21 protein-coding genes are annotated in these 23,816 nt (G+C 67.5%); 1 reads left to right on the forward strand and 20 read right to left on the reverse strand.

Annotated elements, in window-relative coordinates; genetic code table 11:
* Positions 1–3: 3 nt before the first annotated feature.
* The 6 genes from AC5O77_RS06035 to AC5O77_RS06060 form a co-directional block, all read right to left on the reverse strand.
* Positions 4–2,205 (reverse strand): hypothetical protein, encoded by a 2,202-nt coding sequence (locus AC5O77_RS06035; protein ID WP_478057667.1) that lies wholly within the window; start codon positions 2,203–2,205, stop codon positions 4–6.
* Positions 2,202–3,386 carry a non-hydrolyzing UDP-N-acetylglucosamine 2-epimerase gene (wecB, locus tag AC5O77_RS06040; protein ID WP_049399830.1) on the reverse strand — a complete coding sequence of 395 codons (1,185 nt, stop codon included), beginning with the start codon at positions 3,384–3,386 and terminating at the stop codon, positions 2,202–2,204. The genes AC5O77_RS06035 and wecB overlap by 4 nt, the downstream gene beginning before the upstream one ends.
* Positions 3,387–3,652: 266 nt before the next feature.
* Positions 3,653–4,687, reverse strand: coding sequence for a fimbrial protein (locus AC5O77_RS06045; protein WP_478057668.1), 1,035 nt, complete (start codon positions 4,685–4,687; stop codon positions 3,653–3,655).
* Positions 4,678–7,242, reverse strand: coding sequence for a fimbria/pilus outer membrane usher protein (locus AC5O77_RS06050; protein ID WP_050509790.1), 2,565 nt, complete (start codon positions 7,240–7,242; stop codon positions 4,678–4,680). Before AC5O77_RS06050 ends, AC5O77_RS06045 begins: the two co-directional genes overlap by 10 nt.
* Before the next feature lie 92 nt (positions 7,243–7,334).
* Positions 7,335–8,063: a fimbrial biogenesis chaperone gene (locus AC5O77_RS06055; RefSeq protein ID WP_032128056.1), complete on the reverse strand. Its 729-nt coding sequence runs from the start codon at positions 8,061–8,063 to the stop codon at positions 7,335–7,337.
* An 85-nt stretch (positions 8,064–8,148) separates the two neighbouring features.
* Entirely contained in the window at positions 8,149–8,688 is a 540-nt protein-coding gene (locus AC5O77_RS06060; RefSeq protein ID WP_032128057.1) for a fimbrial protein, read from the reverse strand.
* Positions 8,689–9,146: 458 nt separating this feature from the next.
* Here AC5O77_RS06060 and AC5O77_RS06065 point away from each other — a divergent pair, with 458 nt between their 5' ends.
* The gene (locus tag AC5O77_RS06065) at positions 9,147–9,512 is read left to right on the forward strand and encodes a hypothetical protein (protein ID WP_014645902.1); all 366 of its coding nucleotides are present in this window, start codon (positions 9,147–9,149) and stop codon (positions 9,510–9,512) included.
* 10 nt (positions 9,513–9,522) lie between these two features.
* Here the strand turns inward: AC5O77_RS06065 and pncB are convergent, their stop codons facing one another.
* From pncB to gspE, 14 genes are all read right to left on the reverse strand, one after another.
* A complete protein-coding gene (gene pncB / locus AC5O77_RS06070) occupies positions 9,523–10,701 on the reverse strand; it encodes a nicotinate phosphoribosyltransferase (RefSeq protein ID WP_010482009.1) in 1,179 nt (392 codons plus the stop codon).
* A gap of 108 nt (positions 10,702–10,809) precedes the next feature.
* On the reverse strand, positions 10,810–11,649 hold the full coding sequence (locus AC5O77_RS06075) for a glycosyltransferase family 2 protein (protein ID WP_478057669.1): 840 nt from the start codon (positions 11,647–11,649) through the stop codon (positions 10,810–10,812).
* The gene (locus tag AC5O77_RS06080) at positions 11,646–12,500 is read right to left on the reverse strand and encodes a glycosyltransferase family 2 protein (RefSeq protein WP_032128059.1); all 855 of its coding nucleotides are present in this window, start codon (positions 12,498–12,500) and stop codon (positions 11,646–11,648) included. Before AC5O77_RS06080 ends, AC5O77_RS06075 begins: the two co-directional genes overlap by 4 nt.
* 571 nt (positions 12,501–13,071) lie before the next feature.
* On the reverse strand, positions 13,072–15,273 hold the full coding sequence (gene gspD, locus AC5O77_RS06085; RefSeq protein ID WP_478058146.1) for a type II secretion system secretin GspD: 2,202 nt from the start codon (positions 15,271–15,273) through the stop codon (positions 13,072–13,074).
* A 9-nt stretch (positions 15,274–15,282) separates the two neighbouring features.
* Positions 15,283–16,077, reverse strand: a complete 795-nt coding sequence (locus AC5O77_RS06090; RefSeq protein WP_478058145.1) for a type II secretion system protein, XpsN-like — start codon at positions 16,075–16,077, stop codon at positions 15,283–15,285.
* Positions 16,067–16,786 carry a type II secretion system protein GspM gene (gspM, locus tag AC5O77_RS06095; RefSeq protein WP_032130127.1) on the reverse strand — a complete coding sequence of 240 codons (720 nt, stop codon included), beginning with the start codon at positions 16,784–16,786 and terminating at the stop codon, positions 16,067–16,069. Before gspM ends, AC5O77_RS06090 begins: the two co-directional genes overlap by 11 nt.
* Positions 16,761–17,906, reverse strand: a complete 1,146-nt coding sequence (locus AC5O77_RS06100; protein ID WP_478058144.1) for a PilN domain-containing protein — start codon at positions 17,904–17,906, stop codon at positions 16,761–16,763. The genes gspM and AC5O77_RS06100 overlap by 26 nt, the downstream gene beginning before the upstream one ends.
* Entirely contained in the window at positions 17,903–18,766 is an 864-nt protein-coding gene (locus AC5O77_RS06105; protein ID WP_293798093.1) for a type II secretion system minor pseudopilin, read from the reverse strand. Before AC5O77_RS06105 ends, AC5O77_RS06100 begins: the two co-directional genes overlap by 4 nt.
* Entirely contained in the window at positions 18,763–19,395 is a 633-nt protein-coding gene (locus AC5O77_RS06110) for a type II secretion system protein J (RefSeq protein ID WP_478058143.1), read from the reverse strand. The genes AC5O77_RS06105 and AC5O77_RS06110 overlap by 4 nt, the downstream gene beginning before the upstream one ends.
* Positions 19,392–19,811 carry a type II secretion system protein XpsI gene (xpsI, locus tag AC5O77_RS06115; RefSeq protein ID WP_032130131.1) on the reverse strand — a complete coding sequence of 140 codons (420 nt, stop codon included), beginning with the start codon at positions 19,809–19,811 and terminating at the stop codon, positions 19,392–19,394. Before xpsI ends, AC5O77_RS06110 begins: the two co-directional genes overlap by 4 nt.
* Positions 19,808–20,302 (reverse strand): type II secretion system protein XpsH, encoded by a 495-nt coding sequence (gene xpsH / locus AC5O77_RS06120; RefSeq protein WP_032130132.1) that lies wholly within the window; start codon positions 20,300–20,302, stop codon positions 19,808–19,810. Before xpsH ends, xpsI begins: the two co-directional genes overlap by 4 nt.
* Before the next feature lie 6 nt (positions 20,303–20,308).
* On the reverse strand, positions 20,309–20,752 hold the full coding sequence (gene gspG, locus AC5O77_RS06125) for a type II secretion system major pseudopilin GspG (RefSeq protein ID WP_004142831.1): 444 nt from the start codon (positions 20,750–20,752) through the stop codon (positions 20,309–20,311).
* Between the two features lie 49 nt (positions 20,753–20,801).
* Positions 20,802–22,022, reverse strand: coding sequence for a type II secretion system protein XpsF (gene xpsF / locus AC5O77_RS06130; RefSeq protein ID WP_032130133.1), 1,221 nt, complete (start codon positions 22,020–22,022; stop codon positions 20,802–20,804).
* A 24-nt stretch (positions 22,023–22,046) separates the two neighbouring features.
* The gene (gene gspE, locus AC5O77_RS06135) at positions 22,047–23,771 is read right to left on the reverse strand and encodes a type II secretion system ATPase GspE (protein WP_049424954.1); all 1,725 of its coding nucleotides are present in this window, start codon (positions 23,769–23,771) and stop codon (positions 22,047–22,049) included.
* Positions 23,772–23,816: the final 45 nt, after the last annotated feature.

Genomic DNA, 23,816 nt, shown 5'->3' on the forward strand with positions numbered 1-23,816 from the left:
GGCTCAGTGCCCTGTGTTGGCGGACTTGCGGCGGCGCACCTGGGTAACGCGGGCGGCCAGCAGCGCGAACACGATCACGCCGACCAGCAGCAGCAACCAGACCATGTGCCGTTCCCACTTCGATTGCGGATTGCCGTCCTGCGCGATACGCGTGCCATAGGGATCCTGGCGGTCGAATTCGCGCACGGCATCACTGCCGTCGAGCACGGCGAGATCACCGCGCAGCAGCCGGAACGGTGCGCCGAATGACGGTGCCTGTGCGCCCAGGTCGCTGTACAGCACGCCGAGCTGTCCGCCGGCGGTGCCGACCTGCACCACCGCGGCACGATCCAACCCGCTGACATCCAGCAGCGGCTGCGGCGTGCCGCCGATCAGCAGGTGGCCATCCTTCAGGCCGGCCACATCGACACCCGATGGCGCCACACCGAACGCCAGCCACGGCGCACCCGGGCTGACCGCCGCACCGGCATCGACCACCTTCAGTTCCGACGCCTCCGGCGAGGCACCCACTGCACTGGCCACCGCAATCACCTTGCGCAGCGATGCCGGTGCATCCTGCAGCCACGTGGCCGGCACGAACACCTGGTTGCCGCGCGACAGCTGACTGCTGGCGCCGACGAAATCACTGCCCAGCGACCGCTTGGCCAGGGTCAGGTGGCTGCTGGGCAGGATCGAGACCGGATAGGCGGTGGCCGGATCGTGGCAATAAGGTCGTGCCGGCTGGCGCAGGAAGCTGACGCGGATCTCGTTGCGCGCCGACAGCGCGTAGGCCGGCACCTTGGCCACCAGCCGTTGCGGCTGGCCATTGGCCGACAGCACCTTGCCGCCCAGCAGGTAATCGTTGAAATGGATCGTGGCCACCGCGCCCTGCCCGGCGGCGTTGGGCGCCGCCGAGACATCGATCACCACTTCCTCGGGCAGGCGCCCATCGGCCGACAGCGCGCCGAGGTCGAAGCTGGCGCTGCGATCGGCGCGGGTCACCACCTCCATCGTGCCGGCGATGTTGCCGAGCCGGCTCAACAGCACATGGTCACCGTCGAGCTTCGGCGTGCCCGCTTGGCTGACCTGCAGGCTGCGGCCCAGCGCGTAGCTGCGCCACTGTTCGGCGAACAACCCGGCGACCTTGCCCGCCGCCGCCGGGTCGACCACCAGCGTCGGACGGCCAGCAACGGCGACCACGCTGACCGAGGCATTGGCCGTGGGCTTTTCCAGGCCGCCCATATCGGTACCGCGCCACGCGGCGAAGGCAGCGCCCGCATCGGCACCCGTAGCCGCAACCTGTACGGCCAGCGCGTCCAGTGCCGCGCGTACGCCGGCCCGCAGCGCATCACTGCCGATCATCACGTCAGCGGCCAAGGGCCCGCTGTCACGCAGCGACAGCAGCGCGCCAACTTCAGCCAGATCCTTGATCACATGCGCACGCTCGCCCGTCGCCAGCGCAGCGTAGGCCGGCACGCCCTGCAGGCTGGCCGGGATGCTGATGCCGGCCAGGTCGACACTGTCACCGACCTTGGGCAGCGCCACCACCTGCACCTGCTTGCCACCGGCCTGCAACGCGGTACCGATGCGCCAGGCGGCATCGTAGGCCGGCGCCTGCAGCGCCTTGCCGTCCACCAGCAGGCGCACCTGCGGTGGCAGCGCGCCCCAGGCCTTGGCCACGGTGTCCACGGCGCGGCCGTCGAAGCGGTAGCTGAAACGCGAGTCCGGCGACAGCCGCAACACGTTGGCCGGCGCGCTCTGGTCGGCACATTGGTAGTCGGAGACGATCGACCACCAGCCGACGCCGACCCGCACGAAGCCGTTCTGGCGGGGTTCGCCATCAATGGCCAGCAGCTGGCTGGCGTCCCCCTGCGCGTCGGTGATCGAGCGCGCGGCGATCGGATCGCCATCGACCGACCACAGACCGGAAGTGCGCCCGGCGTGGCCGCGCACGTAGCGCCCGTCCAGCTGCAGCTGCGCATCGCGGGTGGCGACGCCGGCCGGCACCGGCAGGTAGACCTCGCGCTGGCTCTCCTGCCCGCTGAGCACCAGCGGTTGGCGGAAACCGAGTTCACGCAGGGTCATCTGCCGGTTGACCGTGCTGTCGCCGCTCCATTCGGCGAATTGGCCGGCGACGCTGTCGGCGGCATGGGCACTGGCAACCACGCCCGACAGGACGAACGCGGCGGCGGATGCAAACAGGGGAGAGCGGCCGGTCTGGGTCATGGCGTCACTTCGCGTGGATGGGAGTGGGCGGCACCGCTGTTGCGGAGGCCGGGCGAGAATTCGGGAAGGGGCGTGCCACGCAGGGCGGCGACGATGCGCGCGCTGGCACGGCCATCGCCGTAGGGGCTGGCGTCGGGATCGAAGCGGGTCGGGTGCGGTGGTTGTGCCAGTGCCGCGTTGACCGCCTCGACAATGCGCGAGGGCCTGGTGCCGACCAGCGTCACCACTCCGGCCTCGACCGCCTCCGGGCGTTCGGTGACGTCGCGCATGACCAGCACGGGCTTGGCCAGCGCAGGCGCTTCTTCCTGCACGCCACCGGAGTCGGTGAGGATGACGTCGGCGCGCTGCATCAGGCGCACGAAGCGCAGGTAGTCCTGCGGCGGCACCAGGTGCACGTTGTCGAGATGGCCGAGGTGGGCGTTGACCGGGCCCTGCACGTTCGGGTTGAGATGCACCGGGTACAGCACCTGCAGGTCCGGCCGCCGCGCCAGCTCGGCCAGCGCACGGCAGATGTCCTCGAAGCCCTGGCCGAAACTCTCGCGGCGATGGCCGGTGACCAGCAGCAGGCGACGATCGGGGTCAAGCATGTGGAAGGGTTCGTCAGCCCGCGCACGCAGCGCCGGGTCGGCATCCAGCCGCTCTACGGTCTGCTGCAGGGCATCGATGACGGTATTGCCGGTGACCAGGATCTGCCCGCCCAGGTGTTCACCGGCCAGGTTGGCGCGCGAGCTGGGCGTGGGCGCGTACAGCTGGTGGCCGACCACATCGATCACCCGCCGGTTCATTTCCTCCGGCCACGGCCGGTTGATGTCGCCGGTGCGCAGGCCGGCCTCGACGTGACCGATCGGAATGCGGTGGTGGAACGCGGCCAGTGCGGCGGTCATCGCCGTGGTGGTATCGCCGTGCACCAGTACCCGGTCCGGGCGAACCTGCGTGTAGAGCGCGTCAAGCCGTTCGAACAGCTTGGAACACAGGCCATTGAGCGTCTGGTTGGGCACCATGACATCGAGGTCATGGTCGGCGGTGATCGCGAACAGCGACATCACCTGGTCCAGCATCGCCCGGTGCTGGCCGGTGATGCAGACCACCGATTCGATGTCCGCAGCCTCCGCCAAGGCCCTTACCAGCGGCCCCATCTTGATCGCTTCCGGTCGCGTGCCGAACACCGACAGGACCTTCATCGCAGCGCCCCGAAAGGCCGGCGCGAGGGAATGCCAGGAGCTGTAGCCACGTCTGGATCCTTTCGGCGTTCCCGTCCAACACCCGCAGGCAGGAGACGGTCACCTCATGAGGAAACTCCAAAATCGCGACGTACATCACATTCGAATGATGGTACGCGCGTCGTGGCATTGATCTTCATCGTTGGAAGATCAAGACGCAGTCAACGCCGCCCGTGGAACGGGCGACGTTGCGGTGGAACGCAGCAGTGGCGCGGCCTGCGGCCGACTTACTCGTACTGGATGGTGAAGGTGGCCTGGCCGTTTGCGACACCTGCACCCACCGTGCCGGCCTGGGTCTGCACGTAACGCGCACGCAGCGGCAAGGTCATCGTGCTGGTGCCGGGCGTGGTGGTACCGACGTTGACGGTCTGGCCGAAACGCACTTCGCGCTCGGTGCTGCCATCACGCTGGACCATCTGGATGCCGATGCGGGTGGCACTGTTGGTGGCCGCGCTGAGCTTCAGCACGCCCGGCATGTTCGAGCTGTCCTGGTCGGCATCCAGGCGGATACCGATCTTGCTCTGGTAGGCAGCAACGTTGCTGCCCTGGCAGTTCAGGCGGATCTCGAAATCGCGATCGACAGCCTTGGAACCGACACCGGTGAAGGTGGTGTTGGGCACGCTGCCGAAATCGACAGCAATGTTGCGGCTGCCGGCCTGCACTTCACAGGTCGGGCTGACCACGGTGGTGCCCGAGCCCCTGAAGGTCGAGGTCAGCACTGGCTTGCTGGCACCGTCACCATCAAAGTAATACGTGGTGAAGCGACCATTCGGTGCGATCACGCCCGAGCCGGTCTGTGCGGCAGTCTTGATCAACTGGATGCGGAAGCGACCCCCGATCAACGTAACACTGCTACCACCGCCGAAGCTCAGCTGATGGGGGTAGTAGACCTGGATCGATCCCGAATCACGGAACAGTTTGATGCCGACACCGGGGACATCGGTTTCATAGGTATTCGCAAAACCGGGCACCGGGCGCTTCTGCGCCGCGTTGACGTATTCACCGATCGAACGACCACCGCTCCAGTCACAGCTGGCAACCCGATCTCGCTGAGTGATCGACTCACTAATCTCCTTGATCACGCCGCCGACCGGCGTGCTGGGCAGAATCACGATCTGGCCCATGTCCATGGTGACGTCCTGTGCGGTGAACCAGCTTGAGCTGATACGGCACGCGGCGCTGGCCTGCTGCGCAAGCAACACGCCACCGAGCATGGCCATCGCGGCCAGCGCCTTGCGGCCACGGGAAGAAATCATCGGCATGCTGCCTCCAGCGGGATGAAGCCGGTCTTGGACGCATCGGCGCCTGCCGGAACCTGGTAATCGACGGTGCAGCGCTGGTCGGCGCCGGCGCCCCACTCCACCAGCAGGCTGCCCTGGTTCCTGTCACTGCGCACGTACAGGCGGCCGCCCTGGCTGACCATGCCCACCGGCTGGCCCTGCTCGTCCTTGACCTGCGCACCGAACGGCATGGTGCGGCCATCGGGGTTGCGCACCTGGATCAGCAGCGCGTTGCCCTTGCGGGTATCGAAGCGCAGGTAGCTGATGGCACCGGCGAACGGCGCGATCGACTGGCTGGTGCTTTCCAGCTCGACGTCGTGGGCCATGCCCTGCGGATCGAGGGTGACGGTATTGAGGCGGTACGGCGACACGTACGGGACCACCGCGTAGCCGCGGCCGTCGACGCGCAGGCCCGGGGCGTTGCTGACGATCGCATCGCGTGCGCCCGGCGCTTCCACCAGCACCATGGTGTCGCCACGCTGCGGGGTGAAGGTGAAGCCACCCGGATGCACGACCACGCTGCCGTTGGCACCGACCGACGCCTGGCGGAAATCGCGCGAGTGGCTGTAGGTCGCGTTCAACGCGCTGTAGCGACTGCGGTATTCCGCACTGCCCACCGCGGTGGTGCCACCTTCGCGGGAGTCGGACAGCGCCACACCGTAGCTGAAGTTGTTGTCGATGCCGGTCGAACCGGTGATGCCAACGCGGCTGTTGTCGTAGCCACCGCGCTCGCGCACGCCGAGGTCGGCGCTGAACGACACCGGGTGCGAACCACGACCCAGCGGCACGCTCATCGACAGCAGGTACTGGGTATCGGAACGGCCGAGCACGCCCTCTTCGGTGCGCAGCGCCGAGAAGCCGTAGTTCACCGAACGCCAGGCGTTGTTGTAGCCCACCTGATACTGCTTGGAGGTGCCGGGGCGGTCGTAGAAGTCACGCACCGAACCCGTCACGTACAACGCGCCGCCACGACGGCCCAACGGCTGGTTCAGGGTCACCTGGAACTGGCTGCGCTGGCGACCACGGGTGGTCGGATCGATGCCGCGCTTGTCCGAATCACGGCCGTACAGCGCATCCTGCAGGCTGTAGAAGCCTTCGGTCGAATAGCGGTAGGCGGCCAGGGTCAGGTTGGTCCCGGTCTCGCCGATCATGTTGCTGTAGCTCAAGCGCACGCTGGCACCGGTGTGGTTGCCGTAGTGGTCGAACGTCGTACGTGCGTGGGTGACGTCGGCGGCGAACGCGCCAACCGGCGTGGACAGGCCGACGCCGTACAGCAGCGACAGGTAGCCGTCGCTCAGTGCACTGCCGCCGTACAGCGTCAGCTGGTTGCCGATACCGCGCTGGTAGGTGCCCTGCACCAGCCACGGCTCATCGGCCAGCAGCTTGTTGCGCACCTGGCCGGCGGTCAGCGAGTAACGCGACACGCCTTCGCGCAGCATCTGCGGCACCGAACCGAACGGAACCTTGAATTCGCGGCGGCGGCCATCGGCCTCGATCACGCTCACTTCCAGGTCGCCGCCGTAGCCGGTCGGGTACAGGTCGTCGATGACGAAGCTGCCCGGCGACACGGTGGAGGAGTAGATCAGCTGCTCGTTCTGGCGCACTTCGATGCGTGCGTTGGTCTCGGCGATGCCGCGCACGACCGGCGCGTAACCGCGCAGCGAATCGGGCAGCATGCGGTCGTCGCTGGCCAGGCTGGCACCGCGGTAACCGATCGAGTCGAACAGTTCACCGGTGGTGTAGGCCTCACCGATGGTGAGCATGCCGCGCACCTGCGGGATGCCGCGCTGCGCATAGGTGGCGATGCTCTGCCAATGGCGGCCATCGCCCTCGGACCAGGTCAGGTTCGAATCGTGGCGGAACTGCCAGCCACCCAGGTTCATGCCGGCGTTGAGGCCGAGGTAGGCACTGCGGTTGCGCTGGCCACCTTCGACACGGCTGTCGCTGTCGATGGCATTGAAGCTGTAGCCGACGAAGCCGGCATTGATGCCGCGGTCCCACAGCGCCGGGTTGACGTAGCCGCGCGCCTCACGACGCAGGAACACCTGCGGGATGCTCAGGTCGTAGCGCAGGTTGCCGCTGTCATAGACACCATAGGCATTGGCCATGCGCTGCTGGACCGGCACGCAGCTGGTCTTGTCGGTCGGCACGGACGGATCCTGCTGCAGCAGCACGGCTTCGCTGTCCACGCCCATTTCTTCCAGCATCGGCAGCGGCAGGCAGGCGTCGACACGGCCCTGCGCATCGGCCTTGAACTGCAGATCGCGACGGCCCTGCCAGGCACCGTTGACGTAGACGTCGACACGGTAGTTGCCGGCCACCATCGGGTTGCCGTTGCTGAAGGCCGCCAGATCGACCTGCTTGGCCTGGCCAGACAGGAAGCTGGAGTTGAACTGGGCCGATTCCGGTGCACGCGCATTGGCCGCACCACTCTGCGCCATCAGCGCCTGTTCGCCGAGATTGGCCGGGGCAGCCAGCGCCCATCCTGGGCAGGCCACGCCAGCAACCAACAGGCAAAGCGCCTGATGGATCGACAATGTCAATCTGTTTCCGATCACACTGACATTCCTTCAATTCGCCGCACAGCGGCGGTGGCGGGATGCGCAGGCCCAAGGCCGGCGCGGCGCGTTCAGCCCCCGGTGCTGCCGAGGCGGATGGTGTGTTCCACCCGGCCACCGTAGTCGTTGATGGTGATGAAGCGGACCTGGTCGGTGCCCGCCGGTGCGGCGAACTCCAGGCTCTGCTTCGGCGCGACCATCGCGCCCTTGTCCTCGACGGCCTTTTCACTGCTGCCGGTCACGGCATGTACTTCGGCCAGAGTGACGTGGAAGGGACTCGGGTTTTCCACCCGCAGACGGTCGCCCGTGCGGGTCCAGCGCAGCGCTGCGGGCGCGTCGTTGGCGACGCCCTTCAGGCCCTGCGGCCGGTAGAAAAGCTTCAGGCGCGAACGGAACGCGACCTGCAGGTAATTCTGTTCGCCGCTGTCGGCGTTGTCCGGGGACGGCGGAACATCCAGCACGTTGAGCCAGAACACCGACTCGCGGTCGGTCGGCAGCTGCGCGCCGGAGAAGATCAGTCGCAGCGCCTGGCTGCGGCCCGGTTCGACGCGCGCGATCGGCGGCGTCAGCACGAACGGGGCATCGCTGGTATCGGCAGTCTGGTTGGCGTCGCCGCTGTCGATCCAGGCCTGCACCAGCGCCGGCGAATCGCCCACGTTGTCGACCTGCACGGTGACTTCGCGCGCCTGCGCCGGATAGATCACTCGCGTGCCATTGACCACCACGCCGGCCAGAGCGTTCTGGCAGAAGGGCAGCGTGAACGCTGCCAGCAGCAGCGCCCGGGGAAAGAATGCTTTCATCGGAAGTACTACGCTCGAGGTATGTGGCCAGGGGCCGCGATGCACTGGCCGGCGCGTACGCCGGCCAGTGCGGGTACGACTACGATCAGTTGTAGATGATCGTGTACTTGACGCTGCTGGTGACGTCGCCCGGGGTGGCGGCGGCAGTGGCGTAGTACTCAGCGTAGTAGTTCAGATCGGCCGAGCCGTCGGTGCCGACGGTGACCCACTGCGAGTTGGTCTGGGCCTGGCCAGCGCCTGCAGCCTTGATCGGCAGGACCTGGTTGTTCGAGCCCAGCAGCTGCAGCTGCACGTTGGTGGCAGCGTTGGCCGAAGCCTGGTTCAGCAGGCGGCCGGTGTTGAAGTCAACGGTCGAACCCGGCTCGAAGTAGGTCGCGACGTTGCCGGCGCTGCACTTGGTCAGGTTGATGGCGAACGGGGTGCGACCGGCAACGTTACCGGCGGCGGCCAGGGTGTTCTTGGACACGGTCGGCAGGTTGACGGAGAAGTCCTTGCCGCCCGGGGTCGAGATGGTGCAGGTCTTGTCGGTCACCTTGCCGTTGAAGGTGATGGTGCCGTCGGCGGCGTTGGCGGCCAGCGGAGCGGCGGCCAGCATCAGAGCGGCGATGATATTGATCTTGTGCATTCGCTTTTACCTAACCCTACTGAAGAGATGAGAAGTAGAGGAGGAAGCAAGGAGCACTGCCGGGCTATCAAGACCCATCCTTGCGTCTCACCTGTGGCCGGACTCGGACATACCTCCCCCTGAATCCGTGACGCAAGTATAGGCACAACTGTGATGAAAGTCTCATTATTTTTCTGAACGCCAATTCATTGACGCATGAAATGTGACGTGGTAGGCGGAATGAGAGCGCGGCGAGCGTGGGGGATTTGACGGTGAGGCGATCAGGTCACGAACAGCCCTGGATGACGCTTCCCGTGGCGCGTTCGGCATGCGGAAAACAGGCTTTTTTCAGGTGGAAATCGCCTTATTTGATGCGCATCACTCTTTCTTGGTGATGGCCCTAGCAGATTCGGATTTGTCCTATTAAAGACGGATCGAACCTGTCGCTAACTAGGACACACCGAACCAGAGAACGTGTCATGAGGAACTCCATTCTGCTGTGTGTGGCTCTGATGTCCGTCAGTGCGCTGGCCCAGGCCAGCAGCGGCAGCATCCGTTTCAGCGGCCGTATCGCCGAGCCGGGCTGCACGACGAACCTGTCCCAGGGTGAGCTGAGCCTGGCCGCCTGCCCGCCCTCGGCCAAGGGCTCGACGGTGGCCGTGACGGCGCTGGCCGATGGTCAGGCCGCGACGCTGCGCGACGGCAAGCGCCAGGGCCAGAAGCTGTCGGTGTCGGCCAGCGCGATGCGCGCCGGCGATATCGCCTTCTCCGAGCGTTACAGCGTGCAGGCTTCGAAGCAGCAGCCGCTGCAGGGCGCCTACCTGGTGGTGGTCGACTACCTGTAAGCCGACGTGTTTACGCCGGCGGCAGCTCGAAGACCTGGCGCAGATAGGCCAGGTAGCCCGGGTCGTCGCACATGCTCTTGCCCGGCGAATCGCTGAGCTTGGCCACCGGCTGACCGTTGCAGCGGACCATCTTGATGACGATGTTGAGCGGCGTTGGCCCCAGATCATTGGTCAGGTGGGTGCCGACGCCGAAGGCGACCTGGCAGCGACCACGGAAGTAGTCGTACAGGCGCATCACCTTGGCGATGTCGAGCCCGTCGCTGAACACCAGCACCTTGCTGCGTGCATCCACCCGGCGCTGCTGGAAGTGGGCCAGCATGCGGTCGCCCCAGTCGAACGGATCGCCGGAGTCATGGCGGACGCCGTCGAACAGCTTGCAGAAGTACATGTCGAAGTCGCGCAGGAACGCATCCAGGCCGACCACGTCGGACAGCGCGATGCCGAGGTCGCCGCGATACTCGCGTGCCCACGACTCCAGTGCCGCCACCTGCGAATCGCGCAGGCGCGGGCCCAGCGCCTGGAACGCCTGCAGGTACTCATGGGCCATGGTGCCGTGCGGGGTCATGCCGTACAGGCGGGCGAAATGCACGTTGCTGGTGCCGACCAGCTGCGGCCCGAGGGCGTCGCGCAGCAACGGCAGCAGACGGGCATGCCAGTCACGCGAGTAGCGGCGGCGGCTGCCGTAGTCGGCGATGCGGCACTGCTCGAACCCCGGGGTATCACGCAGCAGCGCGGCCTTGGCCTGCAGGCGGCGCTCGCCCTCGGCGAAGTCGGCGGTGGTGGTGTTGCGGAACCAGACTTCGTTGATGATCGCCAGCAGCGGCACTTCGAACAGGATGGTGTGCAGCCAGGGGCCGGTGATGTCCAGTTCGATCTCGCCGGGCACGGTCTTCGACGCGCGCAGCTGGATGTACTTGCGGTCGAGGTGGAACAGGCCGAGGAAATCGGCGAAGTCCGGCTTCACGAAGCGCAGGCCACGCATGTAGTCCAGCTCCGCGTCGCTGAAACGCAGGCTGCACAGATGGTCGATCTCTTCGTCGATCTGGTCGATGTAATGGGCCAGGTCGATGCCGGGCGTGCGGCACTTGAACCGGTACTGCACCTGGGCGCCGGGGTGCTGGTGGAGCACCGCCTGCATCATGGTGAACTTGTACAGGTCGGTGTCGAGCAGGGACTGGATGATAGGCATGGGGCGGATTATGCGCCCGGCAGGGTGAACCGGGGTGCCTGCGGCCACACTCAGCTCACGGGAAACAACATTGGTAGATCCACGCCATGCGTGGATGCTCTTGCGGCACTACAGCGCCCTGCGCAGCAGCTTCGGCACCAGCATCAGCGCGTGCGCCCAGATCGCGCCCCACACCGCTACCCGCACCGGCAGCGAACGCTGCCCGGCCTCGAACTTCTGGAAATAGCGCCACAGGCCCTTGTGCTTGTGCCATTCAACGAAGAACGGCCGCGAGCGGCTGGAGACGCCACGAACGTGGGTGACCTGCAGGTCATTGGCGATCGCCACCACTGCTCCGGCTTCGCGTGCACGCCGGCACAGGTCCAGGTCTTCGGCATGCAGACGATAGCCGGCGTCCCAACCTCCGATGCAGTCGAACAATGCACGCGGCATCATCAGCAGCGCACCGGACAGCGCCGGCACCCGCTGCAGCGCCTGCTGCGGGTCACGCGGCACCGCCAGCTTCGAGCCCTTGCCCGGCGAGCGCAGCATCATCAGGAAATCCGGGTCGCGGCGGCGCACGGCTTCGTCGGCATGGCCCTGCTCGTCCACCTGCTCGACACCGAGCAGGCAGTCCCCCAGTCCTTCCGCGCGGCTGCGCAGTGCGGCCAACGTCTCCGGTTCGACCATCAGGTCCGGGTTGATGAAGGCCAGCCATGGGCTGTGCGAATCGGCCACGCCCTGGTTGTTGGCGGCGGCAAAGCCGGGATTGTCCGGATTGCCGACGAAACGCACGCGCGGGTCGTGGCTGGCATGGCGCTGCACGATATCCAGCGTGCCATCCATCGAGCCATTGTCGATCACCCGGATCTCGGCCACGTCCTGCGCCTGGCGCAGGCGCGAGAGGCAGGCGTCGATGGTGCTGCCGCTCTGGTAGGTGACGACGATGGCGGCAATGGCAACATTCAAGCAGGAGGCTCCGGCGCGGAAGACGAGACGAACAGGTCACCCTGTTCCTTCGGCATTATCGCCTGCCGCATGCGCTGCTGCAGATCGGCACGCAGGCCATGCAACGGATCGTGCATGAGGAAGTCAGCCAACCGTGGCACCCACCCCGGCCAGCGCGCGGCCAGGGCCTCGAGATCGCCATCACGGCTGACCGCCTCCCCTGCCCGGCTGACGAAGGCGGTCTCGCACAGCACGTTGCGCCATCCCAGGCCAGCCATGCGCAGGCTCAGGTCCACCAGTGCCGCGTTCCAGCCCGCGTAGCTGTCCACGTCCAGGCCGCCGGCGCGGCGACGCGCGTTGCCGCGCACCAGTACCGCGTGGGTGACCGCCGAGGGCAGCTCCGGATGCAGCACCGGCAGCGTGGCACAGGTGTGTGCCAGCAGCGCCGGGTCCTCCGGTTCGGGATTGATTTCGCCCAGCCGCGGCCATGCAGCGGTTTCGCCGGCATTGCACCACGGGGTTGCGGTGGCGATGGCGGCATCGCGGGCGAAGGCATCCTGCAGCTGCTGCAGCCAGCCCGGCGCGGGCACGCTGTCCGGCGCCAGCACCGCCACGTCCATGCCCTCGCAGGCGCGCAGCATCTCATCCAGATGGGCGACCTCGCCCAACGGCCGCGCGCGGCGGGTGTATTCAGCCTGCAGTGGCGTATGCGCCAACCAATGCTCCACCACCGCCTGCGCACGCGGGCCGGTCTGCGCGTCATCGGCCAGCCAGACCGCGGTTCCCGGCGCGGTACCGGCATCCAGCGCGGCCAGGCAGCGGTCGAGCGCGGCATCGTCCACGCACAGCGGCAACAACACGATCGCCCCCATCCCGCCTCCGTGGTTGTCGGTAGCCACAGCCTAGCACTGGGAGGGTATCGGCCGGGTTGCACCCGGCACCTGCAGAGGCCAGAGCCGAAGCAACAGCAGAAGCCGGCTATCCGTGGCATGGCGGGGTGGGTCCGGTTGCGGGGGACGCCGTTAACCCGTCCATGGGGGCTTGGCCGCGGCATCCATGCCGCGGACACCCCCGCAACCGGACCCACCCCGCCTTCGACAGATCTCTGCGATCTGCAGTAGATCCACGCCATGCGTGGATGAATCTCCATCGGAATCGAATATTTCGAATTGGAATCGAAAAGCATCCACGCATGGCGTGGATCTACCGTGTCGACCAAGGTCGACACCTACCAACAGCAGCAGGAAACTGTCGAAGGCGGGGCACTGTGGGTTTGCGGGGTGTGAGCCGCATGGATGCGGCGACCAAGCCTCCATGGACGGATTTACGGCGTCCCCGCAAACCCACAGTGCCCCGCCATCCCTCAGTAAACCAGCTGTTGCTGTTGCTGTTGCTGTTGCTCTGGCCTCTGCGGGGTGCCGGGCGCAGCCCGGCCGTAACCCCTTACTTCTTTGCGCGCGGCTGGTTCAGCGGTTCCATCGCGCGGAAGCGCTGGCTGTACTCGTCGGTCAGGGTGCGTGCCTCCTGCCCGTTGCGCACGATGCTCGGCGTCAGCAGCACGATCACCTCTGAACGGCGGCTGGTGCGGCTCTTCTGCCCGAACAGTGCGCCCACCACCGGAATCCGGCTCAGGCCGGGGATGCCGCTGCTGCCATCGGTGCCCGTGTCGGTGATCAGGCCGGCCAGCATGATGGTGTCGCCGCTCTGCACCGCCGCTTCGGTCGACAGCTTCTTGGTGGAAATCCGCGGGTTGCAGTTGCGCTCCTGCGGGTTGCAGTTCTCCGGCACGTTCGAGGCGCTGCTCACTTCCTGCACGATGTCGAGGAATACCGTGCCGTCGCGGGTGACGCGCGGGCGCACCTTCAGGATCACGCCGGTGTCGATGTACTGCACCGAGCTGTAGCTGCTGGTGCCGATACCGGTGTTCACCGTGGTGGTATTGATCGGCACCTTGTCACCCACGTTGAGCGTGGCCTCGGCGTTGTTGCGCACGAACACCGAGGGGGTCTGCAGCAGGCGCACATCGGTGACCTTGTCCAGCGCGCTCACCACCGCCGCGCCATTGTGGCCGGTGAATGCCCAGCCAAGGCCTTCGCCACCGGTCGCGGCACCGGCAAAGCTGCTCCAGGAGCCGCCGGCGGCGGCCGGCAGGGTCACGCCGGCCAATGCGCCGGTCAGCGCGCGCCCGGCCACCGCGTTGTCGAAGAACCAGTTCACGCCGTACTTCAGGTCCCCCTCCAGTGCGACCTCGGCCACCTGCGCTTCGATATGCACCTGCAGCGGCATCACGTCCAGCTTCTCGATCACTTCGCGGATCGAGCGCCAGGCCTGCGGGGTCGAGCGCACCAGCAGGGTGTTGGTTTCCTCCACCGCCGACACGCCCACGCGATCGCCTTCCACTTCCAGGCTGACGCTGACATTGCCGGACTGGCGCTGCGGCAGGTTCATGCTGCCGTTGCCGGTGCCACTGGAACCAGTGCCCGGCGTCGAACCGAAATTGCTGCTGTTGTTGCTGTCCATGCCACGGTCACCGTCGCTGCCCAGCTGCGACGGCGTTGCACCCGGCGCCAGCGAGGCCGGGCTGGAACCGCCGCGGTTGCCGCTGCTGGCGAAGGCTTCACTGAGGCGTTCGGCCAGATCGCGCGCCTTGATGTAGCGCAGCTCATAGGAGAACAGACGGGCACTGCCACCGGCGGTATCGATGCGGTCCAGCCACTGCTGGATCTGGTCCAGGTAACGCACCTGCGGGGTGATCACCAGCACCGCGTTGGCGTTTTCCAGCGGCAGGAAGCGGAACATGCCGGCGCTGGGCGTCTTGCTCTCCTCGCCGAACACCTTCTCCAGGTCGGCGGCCACCTGCTCGGCCTTGCCGGACTGGATCGGGAACACGCCCACCGACATGCCCGACAGCCAGTCGACGTCGAAGATCTCGACGGTGCGCATGTAGTTTTCCAGCTCGGCGCGGGTACCGCCCAGGGTGATCACGTTGCGGCCGCTGTCGACGTTGACGATGGCGTTGGGGCGCGCGTACGGCTCCAGCACCTTCTTCATTTCAGTTGCGGAGATGAACTGCAGCGGGATGACCCGTACCTCGAAGCCACGTGCGCTGGCCGCCGGCGCCGTGCTCGGCGCGACAGTGCCGGCCAGCGCCTGATCGGCGGCGACGATGTTGTAGCGGCCGCCGCTGTAGACCATGCGGGCATTGTTCCAGCCCAGCACCATCTCCAGCAGGTTCAACGCCTGCGCCGGCGACACCGGCTTGGGCGTGGCCAGGGTGACCGTGCCCTGCACCCCCGGTGCGATCACGTAGTTCTGGCCCAGCATGTCACCGAGGATGGCCTTGACCACCGCATGCACCGATTCGCCTTCGAAATTGAAGGTTGCTTCACCGGTGCTGGCGCCATGCAGTGCCGGAGCCGGTGCGCGTGCTGCTTCGCGGTTGATCATGGTGCCGGTGCCACGGCGGATCACCGCCTGCGGAGCGCCCTGGGCGTCACGGGCAGCATCAGCGGCGACTTCGGCCGCCTGGCCGGCCTCGGCAGTGGGCGACAGATTGCCCTTGCGCTGCACATGCGGTGCGGACACGGTGCTGCAGCCGACCAGCAGCGCGAGGGCAAAGGACCAGGGAAGGAAACGCAGGCTCATGCATTCACTCTATCGGTTGGTGCCATCGCCCGGGGGCGGCGACGGTTGTTGCTGCTGTTGTTGTTGCTGCAGCTGGCGGCGACGGGCCTGGATGCGTTCGCGGATGGCCTGCATCTGCGCTTCGCTGGGGCCGTTGTTGTTGGCAGGCGGTGTGGCGGCCGCCGCAGCCGAGGATGCCGGCGCACTGCCAGCAGGCGACGGCGATGCGGTTGCCGCAGCCGGCGGCGGTGCCGGCGGAGCGCCTGCCGGGGGCGGCACAACGATCGCACCGGCCGGTGGCGCACCGTTGGCGCCGCGCAGCACGGTCGGTGGTTCACCCCCCTGCCCGTTGAATACCGCCAGTTCCAGCACCTGGTTGCCACCGGGGCCGATCACGGTGGCCTGGCGCGGCTGCAGTGCGACCAGCTGCCAGCCGTCGACGGCTTCACCGTTGAGGCGCAGGCGCAGCGAGCGGTTCTGTTCGGTGGTGAAGGTGGCCATGCCGAAGTCACCGGTCAGCAGCACGCCGGTCAGGCGCAGCGCGGCGCTGGCGGCGGGCTCGCTGCCGCCGAGCAGGTAGGGCTTCGGCCTGCGGTCCTCGGCGAACAGCGGTCGCTCGCCGATCGCGCTGTAGCTGTCGGCACTGCCCATGCGTTCTGCGGCCAACGGCGGCAGCACCGGCAACGAAGGCACCGCATCGGCATCACCGTCCGCACCTGGCAGCTGGCTGCCCAGACCGAAGCCGGTGGCCAGCCAGACCGCTGCCGCCCAGCCGGCCAGTGCCAGCAGGAAGCCGGTGCGCAGGCTGATCTGCTCAAGCTTCATCGGCCACCTCCTGCCCTTCTTCCGGCGCAGCCGGTGCGGCGGCCGGTGCAGGTGTGGCCGAAGGCGGTTGCGGCGCCGCGCCCGGTTCGGCTGCAGGTGCCGGCGCAGCGCCATCGGCCGCAGCACCGGGCAGCAGGTAACCGGCCAGTTCGAACGACACGTCCAGGCCGAGCCCTGATTCGTTAGGCGACTGCTGGAAGCGCTGCGCGATCAGGTTGAGGTTGTCGACGAACAGGCGCGGGCTGCCGGTTTCCAGGCTGTGCAGCACCGTGGCCAGTTCGGCCACACCGCAACGCAGGCGCACCTGCATGGCCACGCGCACGAATTCGGCGTCACGGCGGTTGTCGGTCAGTGGCGTGCGGTTGCTGATGGTGCAGCTGCGGTTGCCCGGGCTGGCCATCGCCACCGCATCCTGCAGCTTCGCGCCCAGCGCAGCGGCCGCAGCTTCGGCGGTGGCTTCGCGCAGGAAGCCCGGCCGCTGCTGCAGTGCCTCGCGGGTGGCGCGCAGGCGCTGTTCGATCTGCGGCTGCTGCTGCAGCTGCGCCTGCACGCGCTGCTCGCGCTCGCGCAGGGCGGCCACGTCGGCGTCGATTTCGCGCAGTGGCTGGGTGAACCAGGGGTGCACCAGCAGCAGGTAGGCCAGGCCCAGCACTGCCAGCAGCAGCGCCAGTGCCAGCCAGCGGTCACGGCGTGCGCTTGGCATCGGCATCGGCCGCCTCCCGGGTCGGGGCCGCAGCCGGCAACGGCTGCAGTTCGGCGGTCATGGTGAAGCGGTCACGGCCACTGGCGGCGCCATCGGCCTGCAGTACGCCGGTCAGATTGACCTTGCGCCACTGCGGTGCGTCCTGCAGCAGCTGCACCAGCTGCGAGGCCTCGCGGCTCAGGCCGATCAGCTGCAGGTTGTTGTTCTCGATGGCCAGCTTTTCCAGGTAGGTGCCCTCCGGCAGGCGCCGGGTCAGTTCATTCCAGATTTCCACCGTTCCGGCGCGCTGGCTGCGCTGCTTTTCCAGGAATGCGGCACCATCGATCAGCGCCTGCAGCTGCGCGCGTTCGCTGGCGACACCACGCGCACTGCGTGCACTGCGCTCGACCTGCGCACGCAGTTCGTCGGCGGCGGCGCGGCGGTTGTCGAGCAGCTGCAGGGCCGCCAGCACCAGCATCACCAGCGCGGCCACGGCCAGCAGCACATTCCAGCGCCGCGTCGGGTCTGCCCGCAGCTGGCGCTGCCCCGGTGGCAGCAGATTCACCTGCAGGGGTTCACCCTCGGTGTCGATGGCATCGACACCAGCCAGTGCATCGGCCCATTCGCCTACGCTGGCCCGCCACGCCTCAAGCTGGCGCAGTGGCCAGGCAATCAGTTCGACCTGCAGCTGGCCCTCGGCGGCGCCCCCGAGTTCACGCACGTCATAGCTGACCTGGCTGGATTCGAACGGCGTCTGGCGGTCGATCTCGAAACCGACCACGGCGCGCAGCCGGTCGGCCGCAGCCGCAGGCAGGCGCAGATGACGACGCAGTACCTCACTGGCCGGCAGCAGCCACACCCGCGGCAGGCTGCGCAGTCGCGGTTCCAGCACGCGGTCCAGTTCGGCCGGCGACAGCGGCCATGGCACGCTGGCAACTGCTTCGCGGCGTTCTCCGGTCTCTCGCCAGACCTGCAGCTGCTCACCCTGGCGCTGCAGCAGCAGGCGCGCCTGTGCCCAGCCCAGTGCCCACTGCCAACGTGCCGGCACCCAGGCCAGCAGCGATTGCCGCCACCAGCGCAGGAAACGGCCGGCGCCAGGGCCGATCCGGCCCTGCACCTGCCGCACACTGTCCTGCCATGCCGTCATCTTGCTGTCATTCCCTGCTCCCAGCGAAGCACTGTGTAGGACCGCCCGGGAACCCCGCCCGAGCCATTGCGTACCACTGCCTGCAACACCGACCGGCGTCCACTGCCGTCGGTTGCACGAGACTCGATACTATAGGTGCCGCTGCTGCTGGCAAGCGTTGTCGCACCGCCAGCGGTATCTGCGTCACGCTCCTGCTGTGCGCGCTGCGCCAGCACGGTATCCGCATCCAGGCCCAGTGCGGTCAGCACCGGCGCGCTGGCGAACTGGGGATCCGGGCGCGCCTGGCGGCTGTACAGGGTCAGGTGCGGCAGCATGGCCTTGTACAGTGGGCCGCGCATGCCCAGTACCCGCTGCAGTTCACCGAGCGTCTCGAAACGCTTGTTGCGTGGGCCATACGGCAACCCCGCCGCCGCATAGTCCGGGGCTTCGGCACCGCCGCCCGGCTGCAGCAGGCTGTCTTCATCACGCCAGTCGACAATGGCACCGGCCAGCTGCCGGGCTGCCCCTTCGTCTTCGCCGAGCGCCTTGAGGAACGCGGTCAGCAAGGTCACGTCGGTCAGGTTCAGGTTGATCTTGCCGTTCTCGTCCAGCACCTTGATCTCGATGCTGGCGTCATCGAACTGCCAGCGGTAGGTTCGGCCATCAGCGCGCCAGGGCGCCCGCAGCGGATCGGCGGACAGGCGCAGCAGCGCGTACTCCAGGCCGGCGCGCGCCCGTTCCTGGCCGCGTGCATCGTCATCCAGCACCCGCTGCTGCAGATGCTCGACCCGTGCGCTCAGCGCGAACGCACCGACCAGCGCGGTCATCAATGCGATCAACCACAGCACCAGTACCAGTGCCGCACCGTGTTGCCGGTTCATCGCGCGCCTCCGCTGCCACCGTTACGCGGCGCCACCACCAGCGTCGGCCAGGGCGCGCCCCTGGCCGGGACGATCCTGATCTCCACCAGCATCGGCAGGCGGCGGGTATCGTCCCAGCGCGGCATCCAGTCGCTCACCTGGCCGGTACTGGCATCGATGCCGCGATAGCGCAGTTGTACCGACTTCAGGTTTTCCACCAGCACTTCCGGCGGGCGCGGCGGGTTCTCGGCGATGCGCTCGCCTTCCTGCAGCAGCACCAGGTCCAGCAGCAGGCGCTGCTGGCCATCGCGGCCGTCCACCTGCAGCGCGTGCAGGTAGGGTCCGCCGCGGCCGAGGTAGCCCGGCAGATCGGCGGCGAACAACATGCGCTGCTCTTCGCCCTGGAAGAAGATCGGTTCGCGGGTGGGATCGGGTACTTCCAGCGGCGTGCGCAGCGCACCGGCCAGCTGCCGCCGCAACAGCGACTGCACCGCGCGCATGCGCTCACTCTCGGCCGCGATCTGCTCGCCACGCTGACTGACCGCCATTGCCGAGCGGACGCTGGCGAACGCCAGCGCCAGGCCACCGGCCAGCAGCACCGTGGCCAGCATCACTTCAATCAGCGTGAAACCCGCGGCGCGGCGCTTCATCGCGCGCTCTCCAGGTCCGGCGGCAGCAGGCGCAGGCTGCGCCAGCGCAGCTGCTCGCGTTCGCTGTCGCCCCAACGCACCTGCAGCTGCAGTTCGGCCAGCCAGGGGGCACCGGCCGACTGTGACTGCACGGCGTTGCCGGCACGTGGCTCCACCCACGGCTGCACCTGCAGCTCCCAGTGGTAGCGTCCCTGTTCCCAGTCGCCCTGCTGGCTACCCACCTGCAGTGGCGTGGCGACACCGGTTTCGGCCAGCAGCGACTGCGCATGCAGTATCGCGCGCGTGCGCAGCTCGGCCTCGCGCACCTGCCTGGCACCACCGGACAGACTGCCCAGCAGCAGGGTCAGCGCCAGCCCGAGCAGGGCAAAGGCGATGATCACTTCAAGCAGGGTGAAGCCGCGAACGTGCCGCTTCATTGTGCCCGCCAGGGGCCGGAGCGGACCTCACCGGTCAGCCAGCCCACGTCGATGCGCCATTCGGCATCGTCACGCTGCAGCCGGATGCGGCCACCGCTGGAGCCACCATCGGGATGGAACTCGATCACGCCCTGCCCTGGCGCGGTGGCCAGCTGCGCGGCGCCTTCGAACTGCACCTGCAGCTGTGCCGGCACGTCACCATGGCGCTGGTTGGCGCCTTCCCAGCGCCGCTTTGCCGGTTCGATGACAAAGCGCTGCGGCTCGCCGCGGGCGATCGCCTGCGCGCGTACCACCCGCAGCTGGTTGGCGATGTCCTTGCCGGCGCTGCGCAGCTGCATGCCGGCGAAGCCGCGCGACAGGCCGGCGGCGGTAATCAGGCCGATCGCTGCGATCAGCGCGATCACCAGCAGCATTTCCAGCAGCGACAGGCCCGCTGCGCGCCTGCCGTGCAGGCGCGGGCGAGGCAGCCGGCGCGGCAGGAAATACGTCATGCAGGATTACGGCTGGTAGCGGATGTCGGCATCGACGCTGCTGCCGCCGGCCTTGCCATCCTTGCCGAGGCTGATCAGCTCGTACGGCTGGCCTTCGCCCGGCGCACGGTACTCCAGCGCGTGGCCCCACGGGTCGTTCAGGTCAGCCGGCTTGGCATACGGCCCCAGCCAGCCACCGACACCCGCCGGTGCGGTCACCAGATCGTTGAGCGAGCCGGGCAGCTTGCCGGTATCGATCTGGTAGTTGTCGACCTTGGACGCAACGGTCTGCACCTGCGCCTTGGCGATGTTGGCCTTGCCGCGATCAGCGCCGCCCAGCACGCGGCTGGCGACCAGGGTCAGCACCGCACCGATAAGCACGATGACGATGATGATTTCCAGCAGGCTCATGCCCGACTGGTTGCGCGCGGCGGTGAAGGAAAGGCGGATCGGTCGACGGGAAGCAATCATGGTCGGTCCTTTCAGTTGCGGAGTGTCGGGGTTGCGTAGGGATCCATCGTCAACCGATGGCATTGGTCAGGTCGTACAGCGGTACCAGCACGGCAACGATCACCGCACCGACCACCGAGGCCAGCACCAGGGTGATCGCCGGCACCATCGCCGCCAGCAGGCGGTCGATGCGCCGGGCGCTGTCCTGTTCGAAGGTATCGGCCGCTTTCAGCAGCATGGTATCGAGTGCACCGGATTCCTCGCCGACCTGGATCATCTGCAGCGCCAGGCGCGGGAAACGCTTGCCGCGCGACAGCGCCAGCGACAGGCCGGTACCGTTTTTCACTTCATCCGCGGCGGCTTCCACATCGGCGGCCAGCGCGCGGTTGCCCAGCACGTTGCGGGCGATGCCCAAGGCACCCAGCAGCGGCACGCCATTGCGCAGCAGCGTGCCCAGCGTGCGGGCCAGCCGCGCGGTTTCCAGTTCGCCGAGCAGGCGGCCGATGCCGCGACGCTGCAGCAGCCAGCCATCCAGCGCCAGCCGGAAGGCTGGTTGCCGCGCCTTGCGTTCGAAGAACAGCGCAAGTATCCCTGGCACCACCAGCAGCAACACCCACCAGTCGCGCACGAACAGACCCAGCTGCAGCACCGCGTTGGTGAACCACGGCAGCGCCACATCCAGGCTTTCGTACATCTGCGCGAACTGCGGCACCACGTAGCCGAGCAGGAACAGCAGCGCGCCGCCCACCACCACCAGCAGGATGGCCGGGTACACCAGCGCGTTGATCACCTTGCCCTGCAACGCGCGGCTGCGTTCGAGGTAGTCGGCCAGGCGCTGCAGGGTTTCGTGCAGGCTGCCGCCGGCTTCACCGGCCCGCACCATGTTCACGTACAGGCGCGAGAACAACCCATGCTGGCGCTCCAGTGCGGTCGACAGCGGCGCGCCACCGCGCACCACATCGCGGATGTCGGTGATCGCGCGGCGCGAGCGTTCGTCTTCGGGCAACCCGAGCAGGATCGACAGCGCGCGATCCAGCGGCTGGCCTGCACCGAGCAGTGTCGCCAGCTGCTGAGTGAACTGCAGCAATGCAGCGCCCTGCAGCGGCCGTTGGCGGAACAGGTTGCGCCAGGTACTGCCACCGATCGCACCGCCATCGGCCAGCTGGGTCTCCATCGGCAGATGGCCCTGGTCCTGCAGGCGCGCGACCAGCTCGGCCTCGCTGGCCGCTTCCATCTGCCCGTCGAAGATCTCGCCGTGCGGATTCAGTGCCTTGTAACGGTAGGTCGGCATGTCAGCCCCGGCGTCCTGCGCGCATCAGCTTTCCTCGGTGACACGCAGGACTTCCTCGATGGTCGTCTGACCACTGAGGGCCTTGGACAGGCCATCTTCGTACATCGTGCGCATGCCGGCTTCGCGGGCAATGCGTTCGATCTCGCCCATGCCGTCGCGGCGCATCACCGCGCGCCGCAGCGCGTCGTTCATCACCAGGAATTCCATGATGGTGGTCCGGCCGAGGTAACCGGTCGGCGCCAGCGCGGAAGGCTTCGGGCGATACAGGTGGATCGGTCCTTCCGGCTGCAGGCGGCGCAGCTCGAAGCGTTCGATCTCCTCCGGCGAGGCTTCATAGCGCTCGGCATGGGTCGGCTCCAGCCGACGCACCAGGCGCTGGGCCAGGATGCCGTTGATGGTGGAGGTAAGCAGGTAGTCCTCCACGCCCATGTCGAGCAGGCGGGTGATGCCGCCGGCTGCGTTGTTGGTATGCAGGGTGGACAGCACCAGGTGGCCGGTCAGCGCCGACTGGATCGCGATGCGCGCGGTTTCCAGGTCGCGCATTTCGCCGATCATGATGATGTCCGGGTCCTGGCGCACGATGCTGCGCAGGGCGTTGGCGAAGTCCAGGCCGATCTGCGGCTTGGCCTGGATCTGGTTGATGCCTTCGATCTGGTATTCCACCGGGTCTTCGACCGTGATGATCTTGACGTCGGCAGTGTTCAGCTGGCTCAGCGCGGTGTACAGCGTGGTGGTCTTGCCTGAACCGGTCGGGCCGGTCACCAGCAGGATGCCGTGCGGCTGTTCCAGCACCTTGCGGAACTGCGGCAGGAAGGCGTCAGTGAAACCGAGACGATGGAAATCGAACACCACCGTTTCGCGGTCCAGCAATCGCATCACCACGCTTTCGCCGTGCGCGGTCGGCACCGTGCTCACGCGCAGGTCCAGCTCCTTGCCCTGCACGCGCAGCATGATGCGGCCGTCCTGCGGCAGGCGGCGCTCGGCGATGTTGAGCCGGGCCATGATCTTGATGCGGCTGATCACCGCAGCAGTGAGGTTGGCCGGCGGGCTTTCGCCTTCCACCAGCACGCCATCGACGCGGTAACGGACCTTCAACCGGCTTTCGAACGGTTCGACATGGATGTCCGAAGCGCGCAGTTCCACTGCACGCTGGATCACCAGGTTGACCAGGCGGATCACCGGCGCTTCCGAGGCGAGGTCACGCAGATGCTCGATATCATCGACCGCACCGCCCTCGCCATCGGCGGTTTCGACGATCGCGCCCATCGCGCTGCGGCCCTGGCCGAACCAGCGTTCGACCAGGTCATCAATTTCTGCGCGCATGCCCAGCACCGGTGTCACCGGCACACCCAGTGCCAGCTGCACGGCCTGCTGCGGATAAGGATCATGGGCATCGGCCAGCCACAGCCGGACCCCCTGTTCATCCAGCGCCAGCGGGCAGACATGGAACTGCTTGAGGAAGCGCAGCGACAACGGCAGGCCCTCGGCCAGCCCCTGCGGCGGCGCCTCCGGCAGCTGTTTGCCTTCCAGCAGCGGCAGCCCCAGCACTTCGGCGCTGGCCTGTGCCTGGTCACGCTCGGAGACCAGCCCCAGCCGCACCAGCAGGCCCAGCAGGCTACCGCCGGCCTCTGCGTGCAGCGGCCGCGCACGTGCCAGATCGCCTTCCTTCAGCCGGCCGCGCGCCAGCAGCGCATCCAGGATGCGGCCTTCAGCGTCGTCGGCAGCGGCAGTAGCAGCAAGCGCGTTCACATGACTCTCCTGTCAATCGGCTCGACTTTAACAGTTAAGCCATGA

The sequence above is a fragment of the Stenotrophomonas sp. INTA L402-1 genome (assembly GCF_059295135.1).